General features: G+C 70.5%; 20 protein-coding genes. 8 read left to right on the forward strand and 12 right to left on the reverse strand.

Annotated features, from left to right (window positions below):
• Window positions 1-155 precede the first annotated feature (155 nt).
• A complete protein-coding gene (locus tag ABZ934_RS19055; RefSeq protein WP_361314371.1) occupies window positions 156-722 on the forward strand; it encodes a GNAT family N-acetyltransferase in 567 nt (188 codons plus the stop codon).
• On the opposite strand, the gene ABZ934_RS19060 is transcribed toward ABZ934_RS19055, so the two are convergent.
• The 7 genes from ABZ934_RS19060 to ABZ934_RS19090 form a co-directional block, all read right to left on the reverse strand.
• Entirely contained in the window at window positions 719-2,272 is a 1,554-nt protein-coding gene (locus tag ABZ934_RS19060) for a type VI secretion protein (protein ID WP_361314374.1), read from the reverse strand. The genes ABZ934_RS19055 and ABZ934_RS19060 overlap by 4 nt on opposite strands.
• 2 nt (window positions 2,273-2,274) lie before the next feature.
• Complete coding sequence (locus ABZ934_RS19065) at window positions 2,275-3,690, reverse strand: ATP-binding protein (protein ID WP_361314377.1); 1,416 nt, start codon at window positions 3,688-3,690, stop codon at window positions 2,275-2,277.
• A gap of 19 nt (window positions 3,691-3,709) precedes the next feature.
• Entirely contained in the window at window positions 3,710-5,272 is a 1,563-nt protein-coding gene (locus ABZ934_RS19070; RefSeq protein ID WP_361314380.1) for an SCO6880 family protein, read from the reverse strand.
• The gene (locus tag ABZ934_RS19075) at window positions 5,269-6,609 is read right to left on the reverse strand and encodes a hypothetical protein (RefSeq protein ID WP_361314382.1); all 1,341 of its coding nucleotides are present in this window, start codon (window positions 6,607-6,609) and stop codon (window positions 5,269-5,271) included. Before ABZ934_RS19075 ends, ABZ934_RS19070 begins: the two co-directional genes overlap by 4 nt.
• Window positions 6,599-7,429, reverse strand: coding sequence for a hypothetical protein (locus tag ABZ934_RS19080; RefSeq protein ID WP_361314385.1), 831 nt, complete (start codon window positions 7,427-7,429; stop codon window positions 6,599-6,601). Before ABZ934_RS19080 ends, ABZ934_RS19075 begins: the two co-directional genes overlap by 11 nt.
• Before the next feature lie 102 nt (window positions 7,430-7,531).
• Window positions 7,532-7,840, reverse strand: coding sequence for a hypothetical protein (locus ABZ934_RS19085; RefSeq protein ID WP_136213834.1), 309 nt, complete (start codon window positions 7,838-7,840; stop codon window positions 7,532-7,534).
• 289 nt (window positions 7,841-8,129) lie between these two features.
• Complete coding sequence (locus ABZ934_RS19090; protein ID WP_361314387.1) at window positions 8,130-8,942, reverse strand: pentapeptide repeat-containing protein; 813 nt, start codon at window positions 8,940-8,942, stop codon at window positions 8,130-8,132.
• A gap of 124 nt (window positions 8,943-9,066) precedes the next feature.
• Between ABZ934_RS19090 and ABZ934_RS19095 the strand changes: the two genes are divergently transcribed.
• The 3 genes from ABZ934_RS19095 (at window position 9,067) to ABZ934_RS19105 (ending at window position 11,988) form a co-directional block, all read left to right on the forward strand.
• The gene (locus ABZ934_RS19095) at window positions 9,067-9,855 is read left to right on the forward strand and encodes a thioesterase family protein (protein WP_361314390.1); all 789 of its coding nucleotides are present in this window, start codon (window positions 9,067-9,069) and stop codon (window positions 9,853-9,855) included.
• A gap of 241 nt (window positions 9,856-10,096) precedes the next feature.
• Window positions 10,097-11,107, forward strand: a complete 1,011-nt coding sequence (locus ABZ934_RS19100) for a bifunctional lytic transglycosylase/C40 family peptidase (protein WP_361314836.1) — start codon at window positions 10,097-10,099, stop codon at window positions 11,105-11,107.
• Between the two features lie 197 nt (window positions 11,108-11,304).
• Window positions 11,305-11,988 carry a phosphatase PAP2 family protein gene (locus ABZ934_RS19105; protein ID WP_361314392.1) on the forward strand — a complete coding sequence of 228 codons (684 nt, stop codon included), beginning with the start codon at window positions 11,305-11,307 and terminating at the stop codon, window positions 11,986-11,988.
• 181 nt (window positions 11,989-12,169) lie between these two features.
• Here the strand turns inward: ABZ934_RS19105 and ABZ934_RS19110 are convergent, their stop codons facing one another.
• Window positions 12,170-12,385, reverse strand: a complete 216-nt coding sequence (locus ABZ934_RS19110; protein ID WP_361314395.1) for a hypothetical protein — start codon at window positions 12,383-12,385, stop codon at window positions 12,170-12,172.
• 380 nt (window positions 12,386-12,765) lie between these two features.
• On the opposite strand from ABZ934_RS19110, the gene ABZ934_RS19115 reads away from it, so the two are divergent.
• Window positions 12,766-13,599, forward strand: coding sequence for a hypothetical protein (locus ABZ934_RS19115; RefSeq protein ID WP_361314398.1), 834 nt, complete (start codon window positions 12,766-12,768; stop codon window positions 13,597-13,599).
• Window positions 13,600-13,740: 141 nt separating this feature from the next.
• On the forward strand, window positions 13,741-13,893 hold the full coding sequence (locus ABZ934_RS19120; protein WP_361314865.1) for a hypothetical protein: 153 nt from the start codon (window positions 13,741-13,743) through the stop codon (window positions 13,891-13,893).
• A 102-nt stretch (window positions 13,894-13,995) separates the two neighbouring features.
• On the opposite strand, the gene ABZ934_RS19125 is transcribed toward ABZ934_RS19120, so the two are convergent.
• Window positions 13,996-14,331, reverse strand: coding sequence for a metal-sensitive transcriptional regulator (locus tag ABZ934_RS19125; RefSeq protein ID WP_329196972.1), 336 nt, complete (start codon window positions 14,329-14,331; stop codon window positions 13,996-13,998).
• A 208-nt stretch (window positions 14,332-14,539) separates the two neighbouring features.
• Here ABZ934_RS19125 and ABZ934_RS19130 point away from each other — a divergent pair, with 208 nt between their 5' ends.
• Together ABZ934_RS19130 and ABZ934_RS19135 are read left to right on the forward strand one after the other, a co-directional pair.
• Window positions 14,540-15,160, forward strand: coding sequence for a DUF47 family protein (locus ABZ934_RS19130; RefSeq protein ID WP_136213688.1), 621 nt, complete (start codon window positions 14,540-14,542; stop codon window positions 15,158-15,160).
• 5 nt (window positions 15,161-15,165) lie between these two features.
• Window positions 15,166-16,167, forward strand: coding sequence for an inorganic phosphate transporter (locus tag ABZ934_RS19135; RefSeq protein ID WP_361314400.1), 1,002 nt, complete (start codon window positions 15,166-15,168; stop codon window positions 16,165-16,167).
• Between the two features lie 151 nt (window positions 16,168-16,318).
• On the opposite strand, the gene pstB is transcribed toward ABZ934_RS19135, so the two are convergent.
• The 3 genes from pstB to pstC are packed head-to-tail and all read right to left on the reverse strand — an operon-like array spanning window position 16,319 to window position 19,223.
• Window positions 16,319-17,095, reverse strand: coding sequence for a phosphate ABC transporter ATP-binding protein PstB (pstB, locus tag ABZ934_RS19140; protein ID WP_361314402.1), 777 nt, complete (start codon window positions 17,093-17,095; stop codon window positions 16,319-16,321).
• A 56-nt stretch (window positions 17,096-17,151) separates the two neighbouring features.
• A complete protein-coding gene (gene pstA / locus ABZ934_RS19145) occupies window positions 17,152-18,234 on the reverse strand; it encodes a phosphate ABC transporter permease PstA (protein ID WP_361314404.1) in 1,083 nt (360 codons plus the stop codon).
• A complete protein-coding gene (gene pstC, locus ABZ934_RS19150; protein WP_361314406.1) occupies window positions 18,234-19,223 on the reverse strand; it encodes a phosphate ABC transporter permease subunit PstC in 990 nt (329 codons plus the stop codon). Before pstC ends, pstA begins: the two co-directional genes overlap by 1 nt.
• Window positions 19,224-19,242: the final 19 nt, after the last annotated feature.

The following is a 19,242-nucleotide window of genomic DNA, read 5'->3' on the forward strand; positions in this document are numbered from 1 at the left end:
GGGGACCCTGTGGGAGAGTAGGACGCCGCCGAACAATCATTGCGGAAGCCCCGCACCAGCCCTTTACCGGGTTCGGTGCGGGGCTTTTCTGCGTTCACCGGCCGGATGGATTATGTGGAGCGGGCGCGCGGGGGCGTGTGGTTGGATCCGCTGTTATGACACGACATGTGATACGGCCGGTGCGGCGCGACGAATGGGACAAGGCGAAGGAGCTGCGGCTCATCGCGCTGCGGGATCCGGCGGCAGCCGTTGCTTTCCTGGAGTCGGTGGAAGAGGCCGAGGCTCAGCCGGACGAGTTCTGGCAGGGACGGACGGAGCGGGCCTGCGAAGGGCGAGGCGCCCGGCAGTTCGTCGCGGAGGCGGCGGACGGGCAGTGGGACGGGTCGGTGACGTTGCTGGTCGAGGCGGCCGGCGTGCCGGACTACTTCGGTAAGCCGGTCGAGCAGGAGCAGGGGCACCTGGTCGGTGTGTTCGTGCGGGCCGAGCAGCGGGGGACGGGCCTGACGGAGACGTTGTTCGAGGCCGCGCTGGAATGGGCGTGGTCGTTGGAGGGGCCGGGGGTGGAGCGCGTACGTCTCTTCGTACACGAGGAGAACGCGCGGGCCGAGGCGTTCTACCGGCGGTTCGGCTTCCGGGAGAGCGGGGTGACCGTGCCGATGCCGGGGGATCCGGGCGGGGCCAAGGAGCGGGAGTACGTGTTCGCGAGGCCGGGGCGGGGTTAGTGGGTGCCCGGGCCGGTCGGGCGGCCGGCGGGGGTGAATTCGGCGGCCTCCGGCCAACGGGCGCGGGCCTGTTCCCGGCTCCGGCAGAGGGCGAGAAGGGGGAGCGTGCCGTCCTGGAGCAGCTCGGGGAGCTGTGGGATGGGGGCGACGGCGGCAATGTCGTCCAGGACGAGCGTGAGTGGTGGGTCGAGCCGACCGTGGGATGACCTGGCGGCCATGCGACGGCCATGCTCGACCACGCTTGCGGCGAGTGCGGTCAGCAGGGGCATCGCACCCGGGTGGGTACGGGGGTCTTCCAGGGGTTCTCCCACCACATAGAGGGTTCCCCCCTCGCTGATGAACGATGCCAGGGTCAGCGAATCCGTTCGGTGGGGATTGCACGCCTCGCGGATGTGCACCGAGGTGAGGCAGGAGAGGGCGCGGGCCGTCAGGTGCTGGGCGTGCTCGCGTCGTTCGGAGTGGGCGGTGAGGGCGCTTTCGAGTTCGCCGGCGGAGCCCGGGGCGGCCTGGTGGTGGGTGCGCAGGATCCGGACCGGGTCCTGGGCGTTGGTGCCTTGGGCCCAGCGGTGGAGCTGTTTGAAGGGGCGGTCGTCGAGGGCCGCGGCGTGGAGCCAGCTACGGAGGAGGGTTTCCGCGGTGTCGGCGATGGCGGCGTCCATGCGGGCCTGGGGGCGGACGGGGGCCAGCAGGGCGATGGCGCGGGCGGCGGCGGTGTCGCGGTCGGCGCAGCCTTCGGTCGGGTTCCAGTGCATGCGGGCCGGGGTGTCGCAGAGGTGGGTGGGGTCGTAGAGGAGGACCGGGCCGAGTTTGGCGCGGGCGTCCTTCGTCGTGGACCAGAGGGTGGGGGAGGAGGTGACGACGAGTGCCGCGCCGTCTGCCTGGGTGAGGAAGGTGGTGGCCGCGGAGTGGCGGGTGGGGGGTGGGGCGTACGCGAGGCGGGGCGTTGTGGCGGGGGCCGTGGCGGTGGGGGTGAGTGTGGGGGTGGGGGCGTAGCCGAAGCCGTAGCGGTAGGCGTCGTCGGTGGGGGCCGGTGCGGGTGGCGGTGCGGGTGGCGGTGCCGGTGCGGCTGTAGTGCTGGGGGCGTGGGCCTCGGACCCCTGCGCCTCGAACGCCGCCGGCGAGGCTGGGTGTGCCGGCGGGGCTGATTGTGTCGCCGCGGCTGGGGGTGGCTGTGGGGCTGGGTTGGGGTGGCGGCGGGCGCGGGCGCGGGTGATGAGGCCCAGGGTGAAGACCGTGAGGACCAGCAGGATCAGGAGCTGGCTGATGAAGAGGCCCCAGAAGAGGCCCCAGCCGGAGAGGGCCGCGGGGTCGGTGTCCGGCCAGGCCGCGGCGATGTCGTGGGGTTCCGTTATCAGGGCGCGGACGGCCCCCGGGGTGCGGGTGAACGTGACCGTGGCCGGCCAGGCGCCCTTCGCGAAGAGGGCCGCCAGGCCGGTGGCCGACCAGATCAGGACGGCGAGGCCGAGGAGGAAGGCCAGGAGGCCGACCAGGACTCCGTCGGGAATGCCTCCGGTGCGCGCGGGTGGGTCCGTACGTCGTGGGTCGGGCATGGCTACGCCACCGTGGTCGCCGAGCCGGGGCCGCCGTTGCGGTGGCGTTCCATGAGGAGGGCGCGCTGTTCCGCTTCGAGTTCGGCCGCCAGCAGGTCGTCGGGGAGTTGCGGGGCGGAGGATTCCGTCATGGCGCGGTCGGTGTAGACGAGGGGGCGTTCGGCTTCGGTGATCAGGTGTTTGACGACCTGGACGTTGCCGTTGACGTCCCAGACGGCGATGCCGGGGGTGAGGGTCGGGATGATTTCGACGGCCCAGCGGGGCAGGCCTAGGACGCGGCCGGTGGCGCGGGCCTCGTCGGCCTTCTGGGCGTAGATGGTGCGGGTGGAGGCCATTTTGAGGATGGCCGCGGCTTCGCGGGCCGCCGCTCCGTCGACGACGTCCGAGAGGTGGTGGACGACGGCGACGAAGGACAGGCCGAGGCGGCGGCCGAACTTGAGGAGGCGCTGGAACAGCTGGGCGACGAAGGGGCTGTTGATGATGTGCCATGCCTCTTCGACGAGGAAGATGCGCTTCTTGCGGTCCGGGCGGATCCAGGTGTGTTCCAGCCAGACGCCGACGATCGCCATGAGGATCGGCATCGCGATGGAGTTGCGGTCGATGTGGGACAGGTCGAAGACGATGAGCGGGGCGTCGAGGTCGATGCCGACGGTGGTGGGGCCGTCGAACATGCCGCGGAGGTCGCCGTCGACGAGGCGGTCGAGGACGAGGGCGACGTCGAGGCCCCAGGCCCGGACATCGTCTATGTCGACGTTCATCGCTTCGGCGGATTCGGGTTTGGGGTGGCGCAGCTGTTCCACGATGTCGGTGAGGACGGGCTGGCGGTCGCGGGCGGTGTCGACGACGTAGGCGTGCGCGACCTTGAGCGCGAAGCCCGCGCGCTCGTCGAGGCCGTGTCCCATGGCTACTTCGATGATGGTGCGGAGCAGCGCGAGTTGTCCGGTCGTGGTGATCGCCGGGTCGAGGGGGTTGAGGCGGATCCCGTCGTCGTTGGCGGCGATCGGGTCCAGGCGGATGGGGGTTATCCCCAGCTGCTGGGCGATCAGGTTCCATTCGCCGACGCCGTCTTCGCCCTGGGCGTCGAGGACGACGACCTGGCGGTCGCGGAAGCGGAGCTGGCGTAGGACGTAGGTCTTTTCGAGCGCCGACTTGCCGTTTCCGGATTCGCCGAGGACCAGCCAGTGGGGGGCGGGGAGCTGTTGCCCGTAGAGCTGGAAGGGGTCGTAGATGTAGCCCTTGCCGCTGTAGACCTCGCGGCCGATGATGACACCGGAGTCACCGAGGCCGGGGGCGGCGGTGGGCAGGTAGACGGCTTGTGCCTGGCCGGTGGAGGTGCGGACGGGCAGGCGGGTGGTTTCGACCTTGCCGAAGAGGAAGCTGGTGAAGGCGTCCGTCAGCGCGGACATCGGGTCTCGCATGGGCGGCGCTTCCTTCCGGCTAGCGTCGGATGCCGGTGGCGAACGGCAAGGTGTTGACGAAGGCGCGGTGGTGCTCGCGGTCGCACCATTCGAGTTTCAGGTAGGACTTGCCGGCCGAGGCACGGATGGTCCGCTTGTCGCGGGCGAGGGCCTCGGGTGAACGCGAGGACACCGTGATGTACCCGACGAGGTTGACTCCCGCCGCACCGCTGGCCAGATCTTCACCCCTTTGGTCGAGTCGGCCGTGGGCGGCGATGTCGCGGGGGTCGACGGTGCGGTTCATCTTGGCGGCGCGGCTGGCGTCGGCCTCGTCGTTGGTCTTCTCGGTGAGCATGCGCTCGATGGCCACTTCGGTGGGCTCCAGGTCCATGGTGACGGCGACGGTGCGGATGACGTCGGGGGTGTGGACGAGGAGGGGGGCGAGGAAGTTGACGCCGACGGGGGTCATGGGCCATTCCTTCACCCAGGCGGTGGCGTGGCACCAGGGGGCGCGGGTGGAGGACTCGCGGGTCTTGGCCTGGAGGTAGGTGGGTTCGACGGCGTCGAGTTCGGCGGGCCAGGCGTTGCGCTTGGTCATGGCCTGGATGTGGTCGATGGGGTGGTCCGGGTCGTACATGGAGTGCACGAGGGAGGAGAGGCGGCCCTGGCCGAGGGGTTGGCGGACGCGGATGTCGGCTTCGGCGAGGCGGGCGCAGATGTCGGTGAGCTCGCGGGCCATGACGATGGCGAGTCCGGCGTCGCGGTCGAGTTTGCGGCCCTTGTGGGGGGTGGAGGCGCGGGCGATGGTGTGGGCCTCGGCGGCGAGTTCGCGCGTGTAGTGCATGCAGGCGACGAGGTAGGCGCGGTGCTGCTCGGAGGAGGTGGAGACCATCGACTGGAGCTGGTCGTAGGAGTCGCGCAGCCAGACGGGGGCCTTGGTGTCTCCGCGCTGGGCGACGTCCTTGGCGTGGGCGTCGGGGTCGGCGGGGAGGGTGCGGGCGAGCATCTGGAGGCGGGTGACGAAGCCGTCGCCGTTGGCGACGTGCTTGAGGAGGGTGCCGAAGCGGTCGACGAGGGCTTCTTGGTCCTCGCTGTCGCGCAGGCCGACGCCGGGGCCCTCGATCTCGATGGCGGCGGTGACGGTGCGGCGGTCGGCGTGGAGGAGGACGGCGATCTCGTCGGGGCCGAAGGGGGCGGCGAGCCAGTTGATGCGGCCGATGCCGGGGGGCGGGCCGACTTCGACCTCGCGGCCGTCGGCGGCGCGGACGCCGGCTTCCATGGCGCCGGAGCGGTAGGTGGCGGCGCGGCGCAGGGTGCGTTTGTAGCTGCGGTTGATCTCGAACCACTTGTAGAAGGTGCGGCCCTTGTAGGGGACGTACACGGCGGCGAGCGCGAGCAGGGGGAAGCCGGCGAGGCTCACGATGCGCAGGGCGAGGTCGGGGACGAGCAGTCCGCTCATCATGCCGAAAAACGCGCCGACGATGATCAGGGCGATCTCGCCGGTTTCGCGGTTCTTGCCGACGATCGCGTTCGGCCTCGCGCGGCCGATGAGATACGTGCGGCGGGGCGCGACCGGGTGGAGCTGGTGGGACTGGGTCGTCAACGCCCGTCACCTCCTGTGTTCCTCGTACTCGATCCAGTGCGGGGCGCGGGTGCGGCGGAGGGGACGGTTCCGCCGGCGGATCCGCCGCCGGTGGGGCGGCTGCTGTGGGCGGCCACGCCTCCGGAGATGGGGTTGGCGGGGCGGGGGGCGCCGCCGCCTTCGCCGCCGCCGGCGCGGTGGGCGCCGCGGCTGCTGTGTGTCTTGATGCCCTGGGAGACGAGGGAGGCCGGTGAGCTGATGACGGCGGCCGCCTGGGCGCCGTCGGTGGCCTTGCTGCGGTTGGAGCGGGCGGAGGCGATCTCGTCGCCGAAGCCGGGGACGAAGCGGTAGATCATGGCGGACGCGAAGATCGCGAGGAGGATGATGGCGAGGCCGGAGACGACGGCGGAGAAGGCGTCGGGGCCCTTGTCGCCGGCGAGGGCGCCGGCGAGGCCGAGGACGATGACGATGACCGGCTTCACGAGGATGACGGCGATCATGATGCCGGCCCAGCGGCGGACGTGGCCCCACATGTTGCGGTCGACGAGGCCGGCGTAGACGACGGTGCCGAGGAGGGCGCCGACGTAGAGGAGCGCGGCGCGGATGACGAGCTCCAGCCACAGGACGCCGGCGGCGAGGACGGTGACGAGGGCGACGACGATCAGCATGATGGGGCCGCCGCCGATGTCGTCGCCCTTCTTGAGGGCTTCGGCGAAGGAGCCGAAGAAGACGTCGCCCTGGCCGCCGGTGGCGGTGGCGATGACTTGGGTGACGGCGTCGGTGGCGGAGACGACCGTGTAGAGGATGAGGGGGGTGAAGGCGGAGGCGAGGACGGTGAGCCAGAGGAAGCCGATGGCTTCGGACATGGCGGTGGTGAGGGGGACGCCGCGGATGGCGCGCTTGGCGACGGCGAGGAGCCACAGGACGAGGGTGAGGATGGTGCTGGCGGCGAAGACGACCGCGTACTGCTGGAGGAAGGCGGGGTTGGTGAAGTCGACGGTGGCCGTGCCCTTGATGGCTTGGCCGAGCTTGCCGATGATCCAGGCGGCGGCGTCGGCGCAGCCCTTGGCGAGGGAGGCGAGGGGGTTGATGGCGTCGGGGGTGTTGGTGGTCAGACCGGTGTTGGGGCTGCCGGTGGGGTTGCCTCCGACGCTGCGCTCGCAGGATTCCTTGAGCGGGCCGATGACCCCTTCGCACTTGCCGCTCTGAGGGGGGGACGCGCTCGGGGTGGGGGTGGCCGTGGGCGGTGGGGTGGGTGCGGCGAAGGCCCGGGCGGACAGCACGACCAGTGTGGTCTGTACGGCGGCCAGTGTTCCGGCGATGCGGAAGGGCCGGCCGTTACGGCGGCTACCGGGCATAGGTGAACCCTCCGAACTCCTTGACGGCCTTGCTGATGTCGTCGGACGTGGAGGCGGGGACGTCGCCCGGGACGGGGGCGGGGCCGTCCTGCTGGGTGTCGGCGTTGACCTTCCAGTCCTCGCCGGTCCAGGTCAGTTCGAACGTCCAGGTCTTCCAGGTGGTGCGCACGGGGTCGGTCGACTTCGGTCCCGACATGCCGAGCAGGCCCGTGTACCAGACGGAGACCTTCGCGTTGGTGGGGCTGTAGCTGTCGACGCGGGTGCCGACGGGGACGGCGCGGGTGACGAAGACGCTGCCCTGGGGGGCGTTGCCGTCGGCGTCGAGGCCGAGGCTCGCGAGGAAGGCGGTGGAGTAGGCGGAGTCCTGGGTGCCCTTGCGCGCGGCCGACGCCGCGGGGGTGTAGAGGGCGTCCATGATCGCGTGGCGCTGGTCCCGCTTGAGCATGCCGTCGGAGCCGAGGGCGACGGCGTAGTTCGACGCGGCGGACTGGGCGCCCTGTTCGTCGTGGGCGAAGCCCTTGGGGAGGGTGCCGGGTTGGGGGGTGAGGGGGCGGGTGCCGGTGGGGGCGGTGGGGGTGGTGGCCGGGGCCTTGTCCGAGGAGGCGGGTGGTGTGGTGTCCCCCGACTGGTTCGCGAACGCGATGGCGGCGATGAGGAGGACCACGACGCCGACCACCGTGATCAGGCTGCGGGAGGCGCGGGGGGTGCGGCGGGGGGTGCCGTAGGGGTCGGTGGGGGTGTCGGGGAGGCGGGTGCGGGTCTGGCCCGTGCCGCCGACCTCGCCGTAGCCGCCGCCACCGTACTGGTCGTCGTTGCTCATTACGTGTCCGCCCCCTCCGCGTCGTACGACGGTAGCGCTCGTGGCCGGGTGGCCGCGGTGTGTTGATTCGCCATCAGGTACGACGGCCGGCGGGCGGCACGGCTAGACGGCCATTCCGTAGACGATCGTGAAGAGGGTGCCCAGGGAGCCGATGATGAAGACGCCCGTGAGTCCGGCCACGATCAGGCCCTTGCCCTGTTCCGCGCTGAACGTGTCGCGCAGGGCCGTCGCGCCGATGCGCTGTTTGGCGGCGCCCCAGATGGCGATGCCGAGGCAGAGGAGGATCGCGACGGCCATGACCACCTCGACCATGACCTTCGCTTCGTTGCCGAGACTGCCGAACGGCCCCCAGTTCGGGGCGATTCCGCCGATGATGGTGGTGATGTCGCCCTTTTCGGCTGCCAGGATCATGTAACTCACCGCCCCAGTATGGGTAGTTCCGGTAGCCCCTGCCCGACGGCAGGGGTTACGCACTATCTTCCCTGATGAAACCGCCCTCGTCGTCGACTTGACGGCTCTCTTTACCCGTTCTCCCGGGCCGGCCCCCGCCTCGTCGCCCTGACCTGGGCGGAAACGGTGTGTATACGGAAGAACGTATGGTCACTCTGTGTATCACGGTGCATGACGCCGGGCAATGATTGCCGGTGCGGCGGGGTGTGCGCGGCGGGACCGCTGGTGGGGGCCGGTGGTGGGGGGTGGCTCAGGCCCAGTGGGAGGGGCGGGTCAGAGAAGGGGGTATGCGGGTGGTGGCGGAGCCGCGGGCGGCGTTGAGCTGGGGCTGGGTGAGGAAGAGGGCGTCGCGCAGGTCCGCGTCGCACAGGTTGGCGTCGCGGAAGTCCGTGCCGATGAGGTCGGCCGTGCGCAGGTCGGCGCCGGAGAGGTCGGCGGCGATCAGGTAGGCGCCGCGCAGGTTGGCTCCGCGCAGGTCCGCGCCGGCGAGGCGGGCGCCCATCAGGTCGGCGCCGCGGTGGTTCTTCTTCGGACCGGGGGCGGTGGCGCGGACGAGTTCGCTCGTCTTGAGGAGGAGGCTGTTGACGTCCTGGCGCAGGGCGCCGACGTCGAAGGGGGCGAGGGTGTCGGCGTCCGCCCCGGTGGCCTCGGTGGTCGCGGCGAGCGCGGCGCGCAGGTCCTCGTGGAGGGGGGCCGCCGCCGGGAGGGCGAGGGCCTCGGTGAGGTAGTGGAGCAGCTCGTGGAGCTGCCGCATCACGGGGAAGACATCGAACATCCGGCGGGCGGTGCCGGGGTGCGTGCGCCAGTCGCGGCCGCCGAAGGTGATTTGGGAGACCTGCTGGCCCGCGCCGAAGCAGTCGAAGACCGTGCAACCTTGGAAGCCCTTGTCGCGCAGGCCGGTGTGGATGCCGCAGCGGAAGTCCTGGCGGAGGTTGGCGCAGGGGGTGCCGGCGGCCTTGTTCACGGCGAAGTCGGCGGACTTGGCGAAGGGCAGGGCGACGCAGCAGAGCGCGAAGCAGTTGGCGCAGTCGGCGTGCAGGGCGGGGGTGGGGTTGGTCGGCACCCACCCATTGTCCCCGGTCGCGGCGGTGGGTCGGCGATCGCGGGCCGGCGGGTGTGGTTTTCGGGGGTGGTAGCGGGGGACGAGGGGGTGGTGCCGGGGGTTACCTGTGGGTAGCGTGCGGGGCATGGGTGTTGCCGAGGGGTTCTTCGAGCGGGTGGACACAGGGCGCTTCCTGGCCACCGCGTTCACGCGCGGGCCGTGGGACGAGCGCTCCCAGCACGCCGGGCCGCCGGCCGCGCTGCTCGGGCGGGCGGTCGAGGAGCGGGCCGGCGCGCGCGAGGACATGCGGATCGCGCGGATCACGTACGAGATCCTGCGCCCGGTACCGATCGGCGAGCTGGAGATCACCACCAGCGTGGTGCGCGCCGGCCGCGGTACCGAGGTGGTGGAGGCCGCCCTCGCCCCGGCCGGGGCCGCGCCGGTGATGCTCGCTCGGGCGCTGCGGATCCGGGTCGCGCGGGAGGCGGTGCCGGCGGTGGTGCCCGGGCCGGAGCTGCCTCCGCCGGGTGAGGTGGCGCAGACCCCGTTCGAGCTGCCGTGGGAGATCGGTTACCACACGGCCATGGAGACCCGGTTCGTCGCCGGGGCGTTCGCCGAGCCGGGTCCGGGCACCTGCTGGATGCGCATGAGGGTGCCGCTGATCGCGGGGGAGGAGCCCCGCCCGCTGGACCGGGTGCTGATCGCCGCCGACTCGGGCAACGGCATCAGCGCGGTGTTGGACTTCGGCCGTTACGTCTTCGTCAACGGGGACCTGACCGTCCATCTGCACCGCCATCCGGTTGGCGAGTGGGCGTGTGTGGAGGCCCGTACGAGCGTGGACGCGGCCGGGATCGGTCTCGCCGACGCGCGGTTGCACGACGAGAAGGGGCCCATCGGGCGCAGCGCGCAGAGCCTGTTCGTCGCGCCGAGGTAAGGGCGACGGGGTCGCTTTCGGCCGGCGCGTGGCCGGGAAGGCATGGGGGGCTTTGCCGCTCGCCGGTGACCCGGGAGACTGGGCGGTGGGGTTCCACGACGTCGGGGACGTTCCGAACCGGTACGCGGCGTCGGGTGTTCCGGCTTCCGGGTGGGTTGATCGGGTTGTCGGCGCGGGAGACGGGAATGACCCGTCGGAATGGGGCGGTGTGGGGGAGGGTTGACGGGTGCGCAGATTCTGGATGGCAGGCGGGATCGGAATCGCAGTGGCCCTGAGCTTCCTCGTGCTGCTCGTCGTGGGGACGTACTCCGCGGCGGCGGGACTGGTGGGTGCGGGCGCCGGCGGCAGGGCACTGGGGCTGGCGAAGGGCGCGGTGCCGGGCAAGTACCAGTCGTTGGTGCAGAAGTGGGGCACCTTGTGCCCGGCGATCAGCCCGGCCTTGTTGGCCGCCCAGCTGTACTCGGAGAGCGGCTGGAACCCCAATGCCGTCAGTCCGGCGGACGCGCGGGGGATCGCGCAGTTCATCCCGGGGACCTGGGCCGGGCACGGGGTGGACGGTGACGGTGACGGCGACCGGGACATCTGGGACCCCAACGACGCGATTCCGTCGGCGGCTTCGTATGACTGCGAGCTGGCCAAGGACGTAGCGGGGGTGGGCGGCGACGCGACGGGGAACATGCTCGCGGCGTACAACGCCGGGTCCTACGCGGTCATCAAGTACGGCGGGGTGCCGCCGTACAAGGAAACGCAAGGGTACGTAAAGACGATTACCACTCTGGCCAAGAGCTTCGAGCGCCCGCTCGGCCGGGTCACGCCGTCGCAACAGGCTTCAGGAGCTCTGTACTTCGCGCAGAAGCAGTTGGGGACCCCGTATCTGTGGGGTGGCAACGGGACGGCCGACCAGGACGGGCGGTTCGACTGCTCGGGGTTGACCAAGGCGGCGTACGAGTCGGTGGGCGTCGAGTTGCCGCGCGTCGCGAACGACCAGTACAACGCCGGGCCGCACCCCTCGCGTGGGGAACTGCTCCCCGGTGATCTGGTCTTCTTCTCCGATGATCTGACGAACTCTCGCGACATTCGGCACGTCGGGATCTACGTGGGTGGCGGTTACATGATCAACGCGCCTTACACGGGTGCGGTGATCCGCTTCGACAAGATCGACACCCCTGACTACTTCGGTGCGACCAGGGTCACGAAGGACGGCGCGGAGGCTCTTCCGGAGCGTACGGCGGGTGCCACGCAGGGCTCGTGACGGAGCGTTAAGCACGGGCCCTGAGCTGCGACGATCAGTCTCTCTTGGATAACGTTGGAGTGATCATCCCGTGGAGAGTGGAACGTACGTGCCACGACGGGCGTTCCATGGGCACAGGAGCTGATCGGCGGGGGATGACGAGGCGTGCGCCGGGTGCGTCCGCACGGACCTAGGCAAGGGCAAGGGACCGCATCACCATGGCTGGACTCACGACCGGTGGGCCGAATGTGGATGTAAGCCTGCTGTACGAGATCAACGGCCTGGCCCGGCGCGCGCCGGGCTGGATCGACCGCGCGGTGAGCGTCATCGGCGACTACGGGATTCCCCTGGCGCTGGTCCTGCTGGTGCTGTGGTGTTGGCGCGGGCTGCGGCGGCAGGACGAGACGAGCGTGGCGGAGTCGTTCGCCGCGCTGGTGTGGGCGCCGGTGGCGGCGGGGATCGCGTTGCTGGTGAACGTGCCGTTGCGGGGGTTCGTGGGGCGGCCGAGGCCGTTCCTCCAGCACGAGGGGCTGGAAGTGGTGGGCGGCGGGGGCGGGGTCGACGCGTCCGGGTTCTCGTTCGTGAGCGACCACGCGACGATGGCGATGGCGCTGGGTGTGGGGCTCTTCGTCGCGAACCGGCGGCTCGGGGCGATCGGGATCGGGTTGGCACTGCTGGAAGGGCTGTGCCGGGTGTACATGGGGGTGCACTACCCGACGGACGTGGTGGGTGGGCTGGCGCTGGGTACGGCGGTGGTGCTGGTGCCGGCGCCGCTGGCGATGGCGGTGTTGGGGCCGGTGGTGCGGGTGGTGCGAGGGCGTGGGCGGGGGGCCGTGGTGGCGCGGCCGGTGGCGGGGGCGGGGGTCGAGGCGGGGGCCGGGGAGAAGGACCTCGCGGCCTGAGCCCTGGCCGGGCGTGGGCGGTGGCCGGGTGCGGTGCCGTTGCGCGGGGCGGCCCCGGCTGCGCCGGGCTTTTCGGGGCTTCCGCCCCGCGCCCCGCGCCCCGCGCCTCAAACGCCGGCGGGGACTGGATTCGGCCGGGGTGGGGGGTTGCCCCGGCGGGGCCGGAGTGATGCCGCGGGGGTCAGTCGTCGTCGTGGTCGTCGCGGTGGTATCGGGAGCGGAGCCAGAGGCCCGTGGCGATGGCCGCGGCCGTGGTGACGGCGATGGCCAGGGCTACGTCGGCCGGGCCGTCGGCGGAGCCGACCGGGCGGGCCGAGGCCGCGGGCGGGGTCAGGGCGATGAGCGACACGGCCCAGACGAGCGCCGCGAAACGGGGTCCCCGTCGAGGTCCTGGCATGAGTCAAGGGCACCCGGTGGCGGGTGGCCCGGCCAGTCGGGGCCGTCCGAACGGGCGACACGCCCCGGCTACCCCGACGTGTGCCGAGTGGCGTCCCTGCGGGCCAGGTCTCTGGAGCGGCGGGCCGGGCCGGTCCAGCCGCAGCTGCACACCGCCAGGCAGAACGACCCGCGTTCGGCGGTGCTCGTGATGTGTGCGGGCTCGCCCGGGTCACGGGGCGGCGGCACAGCGGTAAGCGGAGGAGACGCGCTCGCTTCGGTGTGCGGATCCACGCCACCACGGTACCGGCAGCGGCCCGTGACGGGACACCCCGGACCTCGTTAAACGGAACGGGTGGGGCCTCGGGCAAACAGCGGGCACGCGTTGGGGGTTGGCAGGCGATGGTGGTGCACCAGCACAGGCGGCGACGAGGGCGTGCGGGTGAGGCGGTGCTTGCCGCCGGCGTCGCGGTGGCCGTGGCCGTGATCAGCGGCTGCGGCGGCCCGGCGAGCGGCGACGACCGGCCTCCACAGGACCCGGCCGCGGTGGTCCGCGGCGCCGCCGACGCGCTCACCGGCGCGGGCAGCGCGCAGGCCCGTACGGCGATGGAGATGGCGACCGGCGGAACCCGGGTCACCATCCGCGGCGAGGGCGGCGTCGACTTCAAGAGCCGGATGGGCCAGCTGCTGGTGATGCTGCCGGCCGATGTGACCGGCAAGGCGGAGCACCGGCCGATCACCGAGCTCCTCGTCCCCGGCGCGCTCTACATGAAGAACCGGGGTGCGGGCGTCCCCGCCGACAAGTGGGTCCGGGTGGACACGACGACGCTCGCGGACGGGAACCTGGTCACCGGCGGCGCCACCGACCCGTTGGTCGCCGCCGAACTGCTGCGGGGCGCGCAGCAGGTCACGTACGTCGGCGAGACCGACCTGGCGGGCACCAAGGTGCGGCACTACCAGGGCACCACCGACATCGGGCGGGCCGCGCGCAGTGCCTCGCCGGGGGTCCGGGGAGCGTTGGAGGCGGCGGCGAAAGGGTTCAGCAACGACACGGTCCCGTTCGACGCCTACTTGGACATGGAAGGGCGGCTGCGCAAGGTCCGGCACCGCTTCAGCTATGTCAACAATGGCGTGATCGATGTGTCGTCGACCACGCTGCTCTACGGGTTCGGGACTCCGGTGACCGTGACATTGCCGCCAAGCCGGGACATTTACGCCGGGAAGATCGCCGAATAGTCGGGCTTCGCGGCGGCGGTCGTGCGATCGGGCCATGGCCCGGTATCCGGAAATGGTCCATCCGTGTCATGCGCACCGCGAGGGGCGCTCCCTAGGCTGGGAAGCCGGGCGGCAAGAGAGCGGCAGAGAGAGGTGACACGCGTGACTCCCGTGTGCGGTGCGACGGTGCAGGACCACGTGGCGCTTGCCGAGATCGAGCTGTGCGGTGAGCTGATCATCGCGGCGTCGGCGGCGGCCGAGGACCGGCTGAGCCAGGACCGCATCGACGAGGTGCTGATGGGCATCGCGCCCTGATCCCTCGGGAGCGGACTTCGGGAGCGGATCTCGGGAGTCGAATCTCGGGAGTCGTGGGGTGGCCGCGGCGGCGGTCGGCCGCCGGGCCCGTGCAGGTGGTGGTCAGGTGCGCAGCAGGCGGGCGATCGCCTTCGTCGCTTCCTCGACCTTGGCGTCGATCTCGGTCCCGCCCTTGACGGCCGCGTCCGCGACGCAGTGCCGCAAGTGCTCCTCCAGCAGCTGGAGCGCGAAGGACTGGAGCGCCTTCGTGCTCGCCGAGACCTGGGTGAGTATGTCGATGCAGTAGACGTCCTCGTCGACCAGGCGCTGGAGACCGCGGATCTGCCCCTCGATCCGGCGCAGCCGCTTGAGGTGCTCGTCCTTCTGGTGGTGGTAGCCGTGGACGGGCGCCGCGGCGACCCCGCCGGCTCCGGGGCCTTCCGCCTCGATGGTCGTCATGCGATCCTCCCGTGGTCCGGACGAGGGGGGTACCGGGTAGGTGCATACCCCTCACAGGTATAGGTTACCGGGCCGCGCCCGAGGGGGCGGGGGTCCTTGCTCCCCTACTGTGCCTGATGGAGGACACTGGTGAACCGCCGGTTAGCCGTGGCCGGGGGATGCGCCTAGCATCAGCCTGACCGAATCCAATGCACCCCGAGGACCTCACGTGCGATTTCGTCTGACCCCCAGGGAGACGAGCTTCTACGACATGTTCGCCGCATCCGCGGACAACATCGTCACGGGCTCGAAGCTCCTGATGGAACTGCTCGGAGCGGACACCGCCGCCCGGGCCGAGATCGCGGAGCGGATGCGGGCTGCGGAGCACGCGGGGGACGACGCCACGCACGCGATCTTCCACCAGCTGAACTCCTCCTTCATCACGCCGTTCGACCGCGAGGACATCTACAGTCTGGCGTCCTGCCTCGACGACATCATGGACTTCATGGAAGAGGCGGTCGACCTGGTCGTCCTCTACAACGTGGAGGAACTGCCCAAGGGTGTCGAGCAACAGATCGAGGTGCTGGCGCGGGCGGCCGAGCTGACCGCCGAGGCCATGCCTCACCTGCGGACCATGACCAACCTGACCGAGTACTGGATCGAGGTCAACCGCCTCGAGAACCAGGCCGACCAGATCCACCGCAAGCTGCTCGCCCAGCTCTTCAACGGCAAGTACGACGCCATCGAGGTGCTGAAGCTCAAGCAGATCGTCGACGTGCTGGAAGAGGCCGCCGACGCGTTCGAGCACGTCGCGAACACGGTGGAGACCATCGCGGTCAAGGAGTCCTGAACCTCGTGGACACCTTCGCGCTGATCGTGACCATCGGTGTCGCGCTCGGCTTCACGTACACCAACGGCTTCCACGACTCGGCGAACGCGATCGCGACCTCGGTCTCGACGCGTGCGCTGACCCCGCGTGCCGCGCTCGCGATGGCCGCCGTGATGAACCTGGCCGGTGCCTTCCTGGGCAGCGGCGTGGCCAAGACGGTCAGCAAGGGGCTCATCGAGACGCCGCAGGGCAACCGGGGCATGTGGATCCTGTTCTCCGCGCTGGTCGGGGCGATCATCTGGAACCTCGTCACCTGGTACTTCGGCCTGCCGTCGTCCTCCTCGCACGCCCTCTTCGGCGGGATGGTCGGGGCGGCGCTGGCGGGTGGGATCGGCGTCATCTGGAGCGGGGTGCTGGACAAGGTCGTCATCCCGATGTTCCTGTCACCGGTGGTCGGCCTCATCGTGGGTTACCTGGTGATGGTCGCGATCATGTGGATGTTCCGGCGCTCCAACCCGCACAAGGCCAAGCGCGGTTTCCGTATCGCGCAGACCGTCTCGGCGGCCGCGATGGCCCTCGGCCACGGCCTCCAGGACGCGCAGAAGACCATGGGCATCGTGGTCATGGCGCTGGTCATCGCCGATGTGCAGTCGGCCGGTGCCCCGATCCCGGTGTGGGTCAAGTTCGCCTGCGCGGTGATGCTGTCGCTCGGTACGTACGCGGGTGGCTGGCGCATCATGCGTACGCTCGGCCGCAAGATCATCGAGCTGGATCCGCCGCAGGGCTTCGCCGCCGAGACGACCGGCGCGTCGATCATGTACACGGCTTCGTACCTGTACCAGGCGCCGATCTCCACCACGCACGTGATCACCTCCGCGATCATGGGTGTGGGCGCGACCAAGCGGGTCAACGCGGTCCGCTGGGGCGTAGCCAAGAACATCATCCTCGGCTGGTTCATCACGATGCCGGCGGCGGCCATGGTCGCCGCGCTGTGCTTCTGGGTCGTGGACCTGGCCTTCGTCGGCTGACGCCTTCGTCGGTCGACCCCCGCCGGTCGACCGGCGCGCGGTACGAAAGCGGGCCGGCTCCCCCCACCCAGGGGGAGCCGGCCCTTTCGTCTTGCGGTGGCACCGCCATGCAGCACCGCAGGACGCTCGGTACATCCGCGGGGGTTCGGGTCTAGCCGAAGCGGCCCGAGATGTAGTCCTCGGTCGCCTGGACGGACGGGTTGGAGAAGATCCGGTCCGTGTCGTCGATCTCGACGAGCTTGCCGGGTTGGCCGACCGCGGCGAGGTTGAAGAAGGCGGTGCGGTCCGAGACGCGGGCCGCCTGCTGCATGTTGTGCGTCACGATGACGATCGTGAAGCGCTCCTTGAGCTGGCCGATCAGGTCCTCGATGGCGAGGGTGGAGATCGGGTCGAGCGCGGAGCAGGGCTCGTCCATCAGTAGGACCTCGGGCTCGACCGCGATGGCGCGGGCGATGCACAGGCGCTGCTGCTGGCCGCCGGAGAGGCCGGAGCCGGGCTTGTTCAGGCGGTCCTTGACCTCGTTCCAGAGGTTGGCGCCCTGGAGGGACCGCTCCACGATCCCCGCCAGCTCGGACTTCTTGTGGCCGCCGTTCAGGCGCAGGCCCGCCGCCACGTTGTCGAAGATCGACATGGTGGGGAAGGGGTTGGGGCGCTGGAACACCATGCCGACGGTGCGGCGCACGGAGACCGGGTCGACGCCCGGGCCGTACAGGTTCTCGTCGTCCAGCAGGACCTTGCCCTCGACGCGGCCGCCCGGGGTGACCTCGTGCATGCGGTTGAGGGTGCGCAGGAAGGTGGACTTGCCGCAGCCGGACGGGCCGATGAAGGCGGTCACGGAGCGCGGCTCCACGGTCATCGAGATGTCGTCGATGGCCTTGTGGTTGCCGTAGAAGGCGGAGAGGCCGCTGACGTCGATTCGCTTGGCCATGAGGGGGTCACTTCTCTTTCATGCGGTCACACGCGGCGGAGCCGCATAGTCGATACCTAGCGGCCGGACTTCGGGGCTTTCCAGCGCGCGATGCCGCGAGCCACCAGGTTCAAGATCATGACGAAGGCGATCAGGACGAGGGCCGCGGCCCATGCCCGGTCGTAGGAGGCTTCACTGCCGACCTTGTACTGCTCCCAGATGTAGAGCGGGAGCGAGGACTGGGCACCTTCGAAGGGGTTTCCGTTGATGAGCTGCGTGCCGAAGACCAGCAGCATGATCGGCGCGGTCTCGCCGGCGATGCGGGCGACGGCGAGCGTCACGCCGGTGGCGATGCCGCCGATGGCGGTGGGGAGCACGACCTTGAGGATCATGCGCCACTTCGGCACGCCGAGGGCGAGGGCGGCCTCGCGCAGCTCGTTCGGGACGAGCTTGAGCATCTCCTCGGTGGAGCGGACCACGACGGGCATCATCAGGATCGACAGGGCCATCGAACCGGCGAAGCCGGAGGGGCCGAAGCCGAGCATCAGGTTCCAGGTCGTGAGGATGAACAGGCCCGCGACGATGGAGGGGATGCCGGTCATGACGTCGACGAAGAACGTCACGGCCTTCGCGAGCGGACCCCGGCCGTACTCGACCAGGTAGACGGCGGTCAGCAGGCCGACGGGCGCGGCGATCGCGGTGGCCAGGGCGACCTGTTCGAGGGTACCGAGCAGCGCGTGGTAGACGCCGCCGCCCTTCTCGAAGCTGGTGATGCCGTTCATCGAGTGGCTGAGGAAGTCGCCGTCGAGGGCGTTCATGCCGCGGCTGACGGTGGTCCAGATCAGTGAGAGCAGGGGGATGACCGCGAGGAGGAAGCAGACCCATACGGCGGAGGTCGCGACCCGGTCCTTGGCCTGGCGGCGGTTCTCGACGACCGAGCTGGCGAGGTAGGTGACGGTGACGAAGAGCAGGGCGGCGAGCAGCCCCCACTGGATCTTGCTCTGGAGGCCGAAGACGGCGCCGATTCCGCAGCCGAGGGCGACCGAGAAGGCGCCGATGCCGGCCGGGGCCCAGCGGGGCAGGCCGCCGCGGGTGAGACCGGAGGGGGCGGCGGACTTTCGGGCCCGGGCGGGCCGCTGGTCCTGGATCGTGTGGCTCATCAGGCGTTCGCCCCCGAGTACTCCTTGCGGCGGGCGATGATCATGCGAGCTCCACCGTTGACCAGCAGGGTGAGGAGGAAGAGGACCAGACCGGAGGCGATCAGCGCGTCCCGGCCGAACTCGTTGGCCTCGTCGAACTTCGCGGCGATGTTCTGCGCGAAGGTCCCGCCGCCCGGGTTCAGGATGTGGCCGGAGATCAGGAAGCTCGGGGAGAGGACGGTGGCGACGGCCATGGTCTCGCCGAGCGCGCGGCCGAGGCCGAGCATGGAGGCGGAGATGACGCCGGAGCGACCGAAGGGCAGCACCGACATGCGGATGACTTCCCAGCGGGTCGCGCCGAGGGCCAGGGCGGCCTCTTCGTTCATGCGCGGGACCTGAAGGAAGACCTCGCGGCTGACGCTCGTCACGATCGGCAGGATCATGATCGCGAGCAGGATGCCGACGGTGAAGAGCGAGCGGGCGACGCCGACCTGGGTCTTGTCGAAGACGTAGGTCCAGCCCAGGTACTCGTCGAGCCAGAGGTTGAGGCCGCCGAGGTACGGGACGAGGAAGAGGGCGCCCCAGATGCCGTAGATGATCGACGGCACGGCGGCCAGCAGGTCGACCACGTAGGCGAGGGGCGCGGCCAGCTTGCGCGGCGCGTAGTGCGAGATGAAGAGGGCGATGCCGACGGCGATCGGAACCGCGATGGCCATCGCGATGATCGAGCTGACGACGGTTCCGAAGAGCAGGACGGCTATGCCGAAGACGGGCGGGTTGGCCGACGCGTTCCAGTCGAAGGTGGTGAGGAAGTTGCCCTCGTTCTTCGACAGTGCGATCGAGGCGCGGTAGCTGAGGAAGACGGCGATCGACGCCATGATCACCAGGAGCAGGATGCCGGAGCCCTTGGAGAGCCCGGCGAAGATCTTGTCACCGGCGCGGCCGGTGGATCCTGCGCTCGTGGTGACCGGCGGAGCCGTGTCGAGCGGGGTGGGTGTGGTGGAAGCCATGGTCTTTCCGGTCTGGACG

The organism is Streptomyces sp. NPDC046557, from assembly GCF_040645975.1.
Taxonomy (GTDB): domain Bacteria; phylum Actinomycetota; class Actinomycetes; order Streptomycetales; family Streptomycetaceae; genus Streptomyces.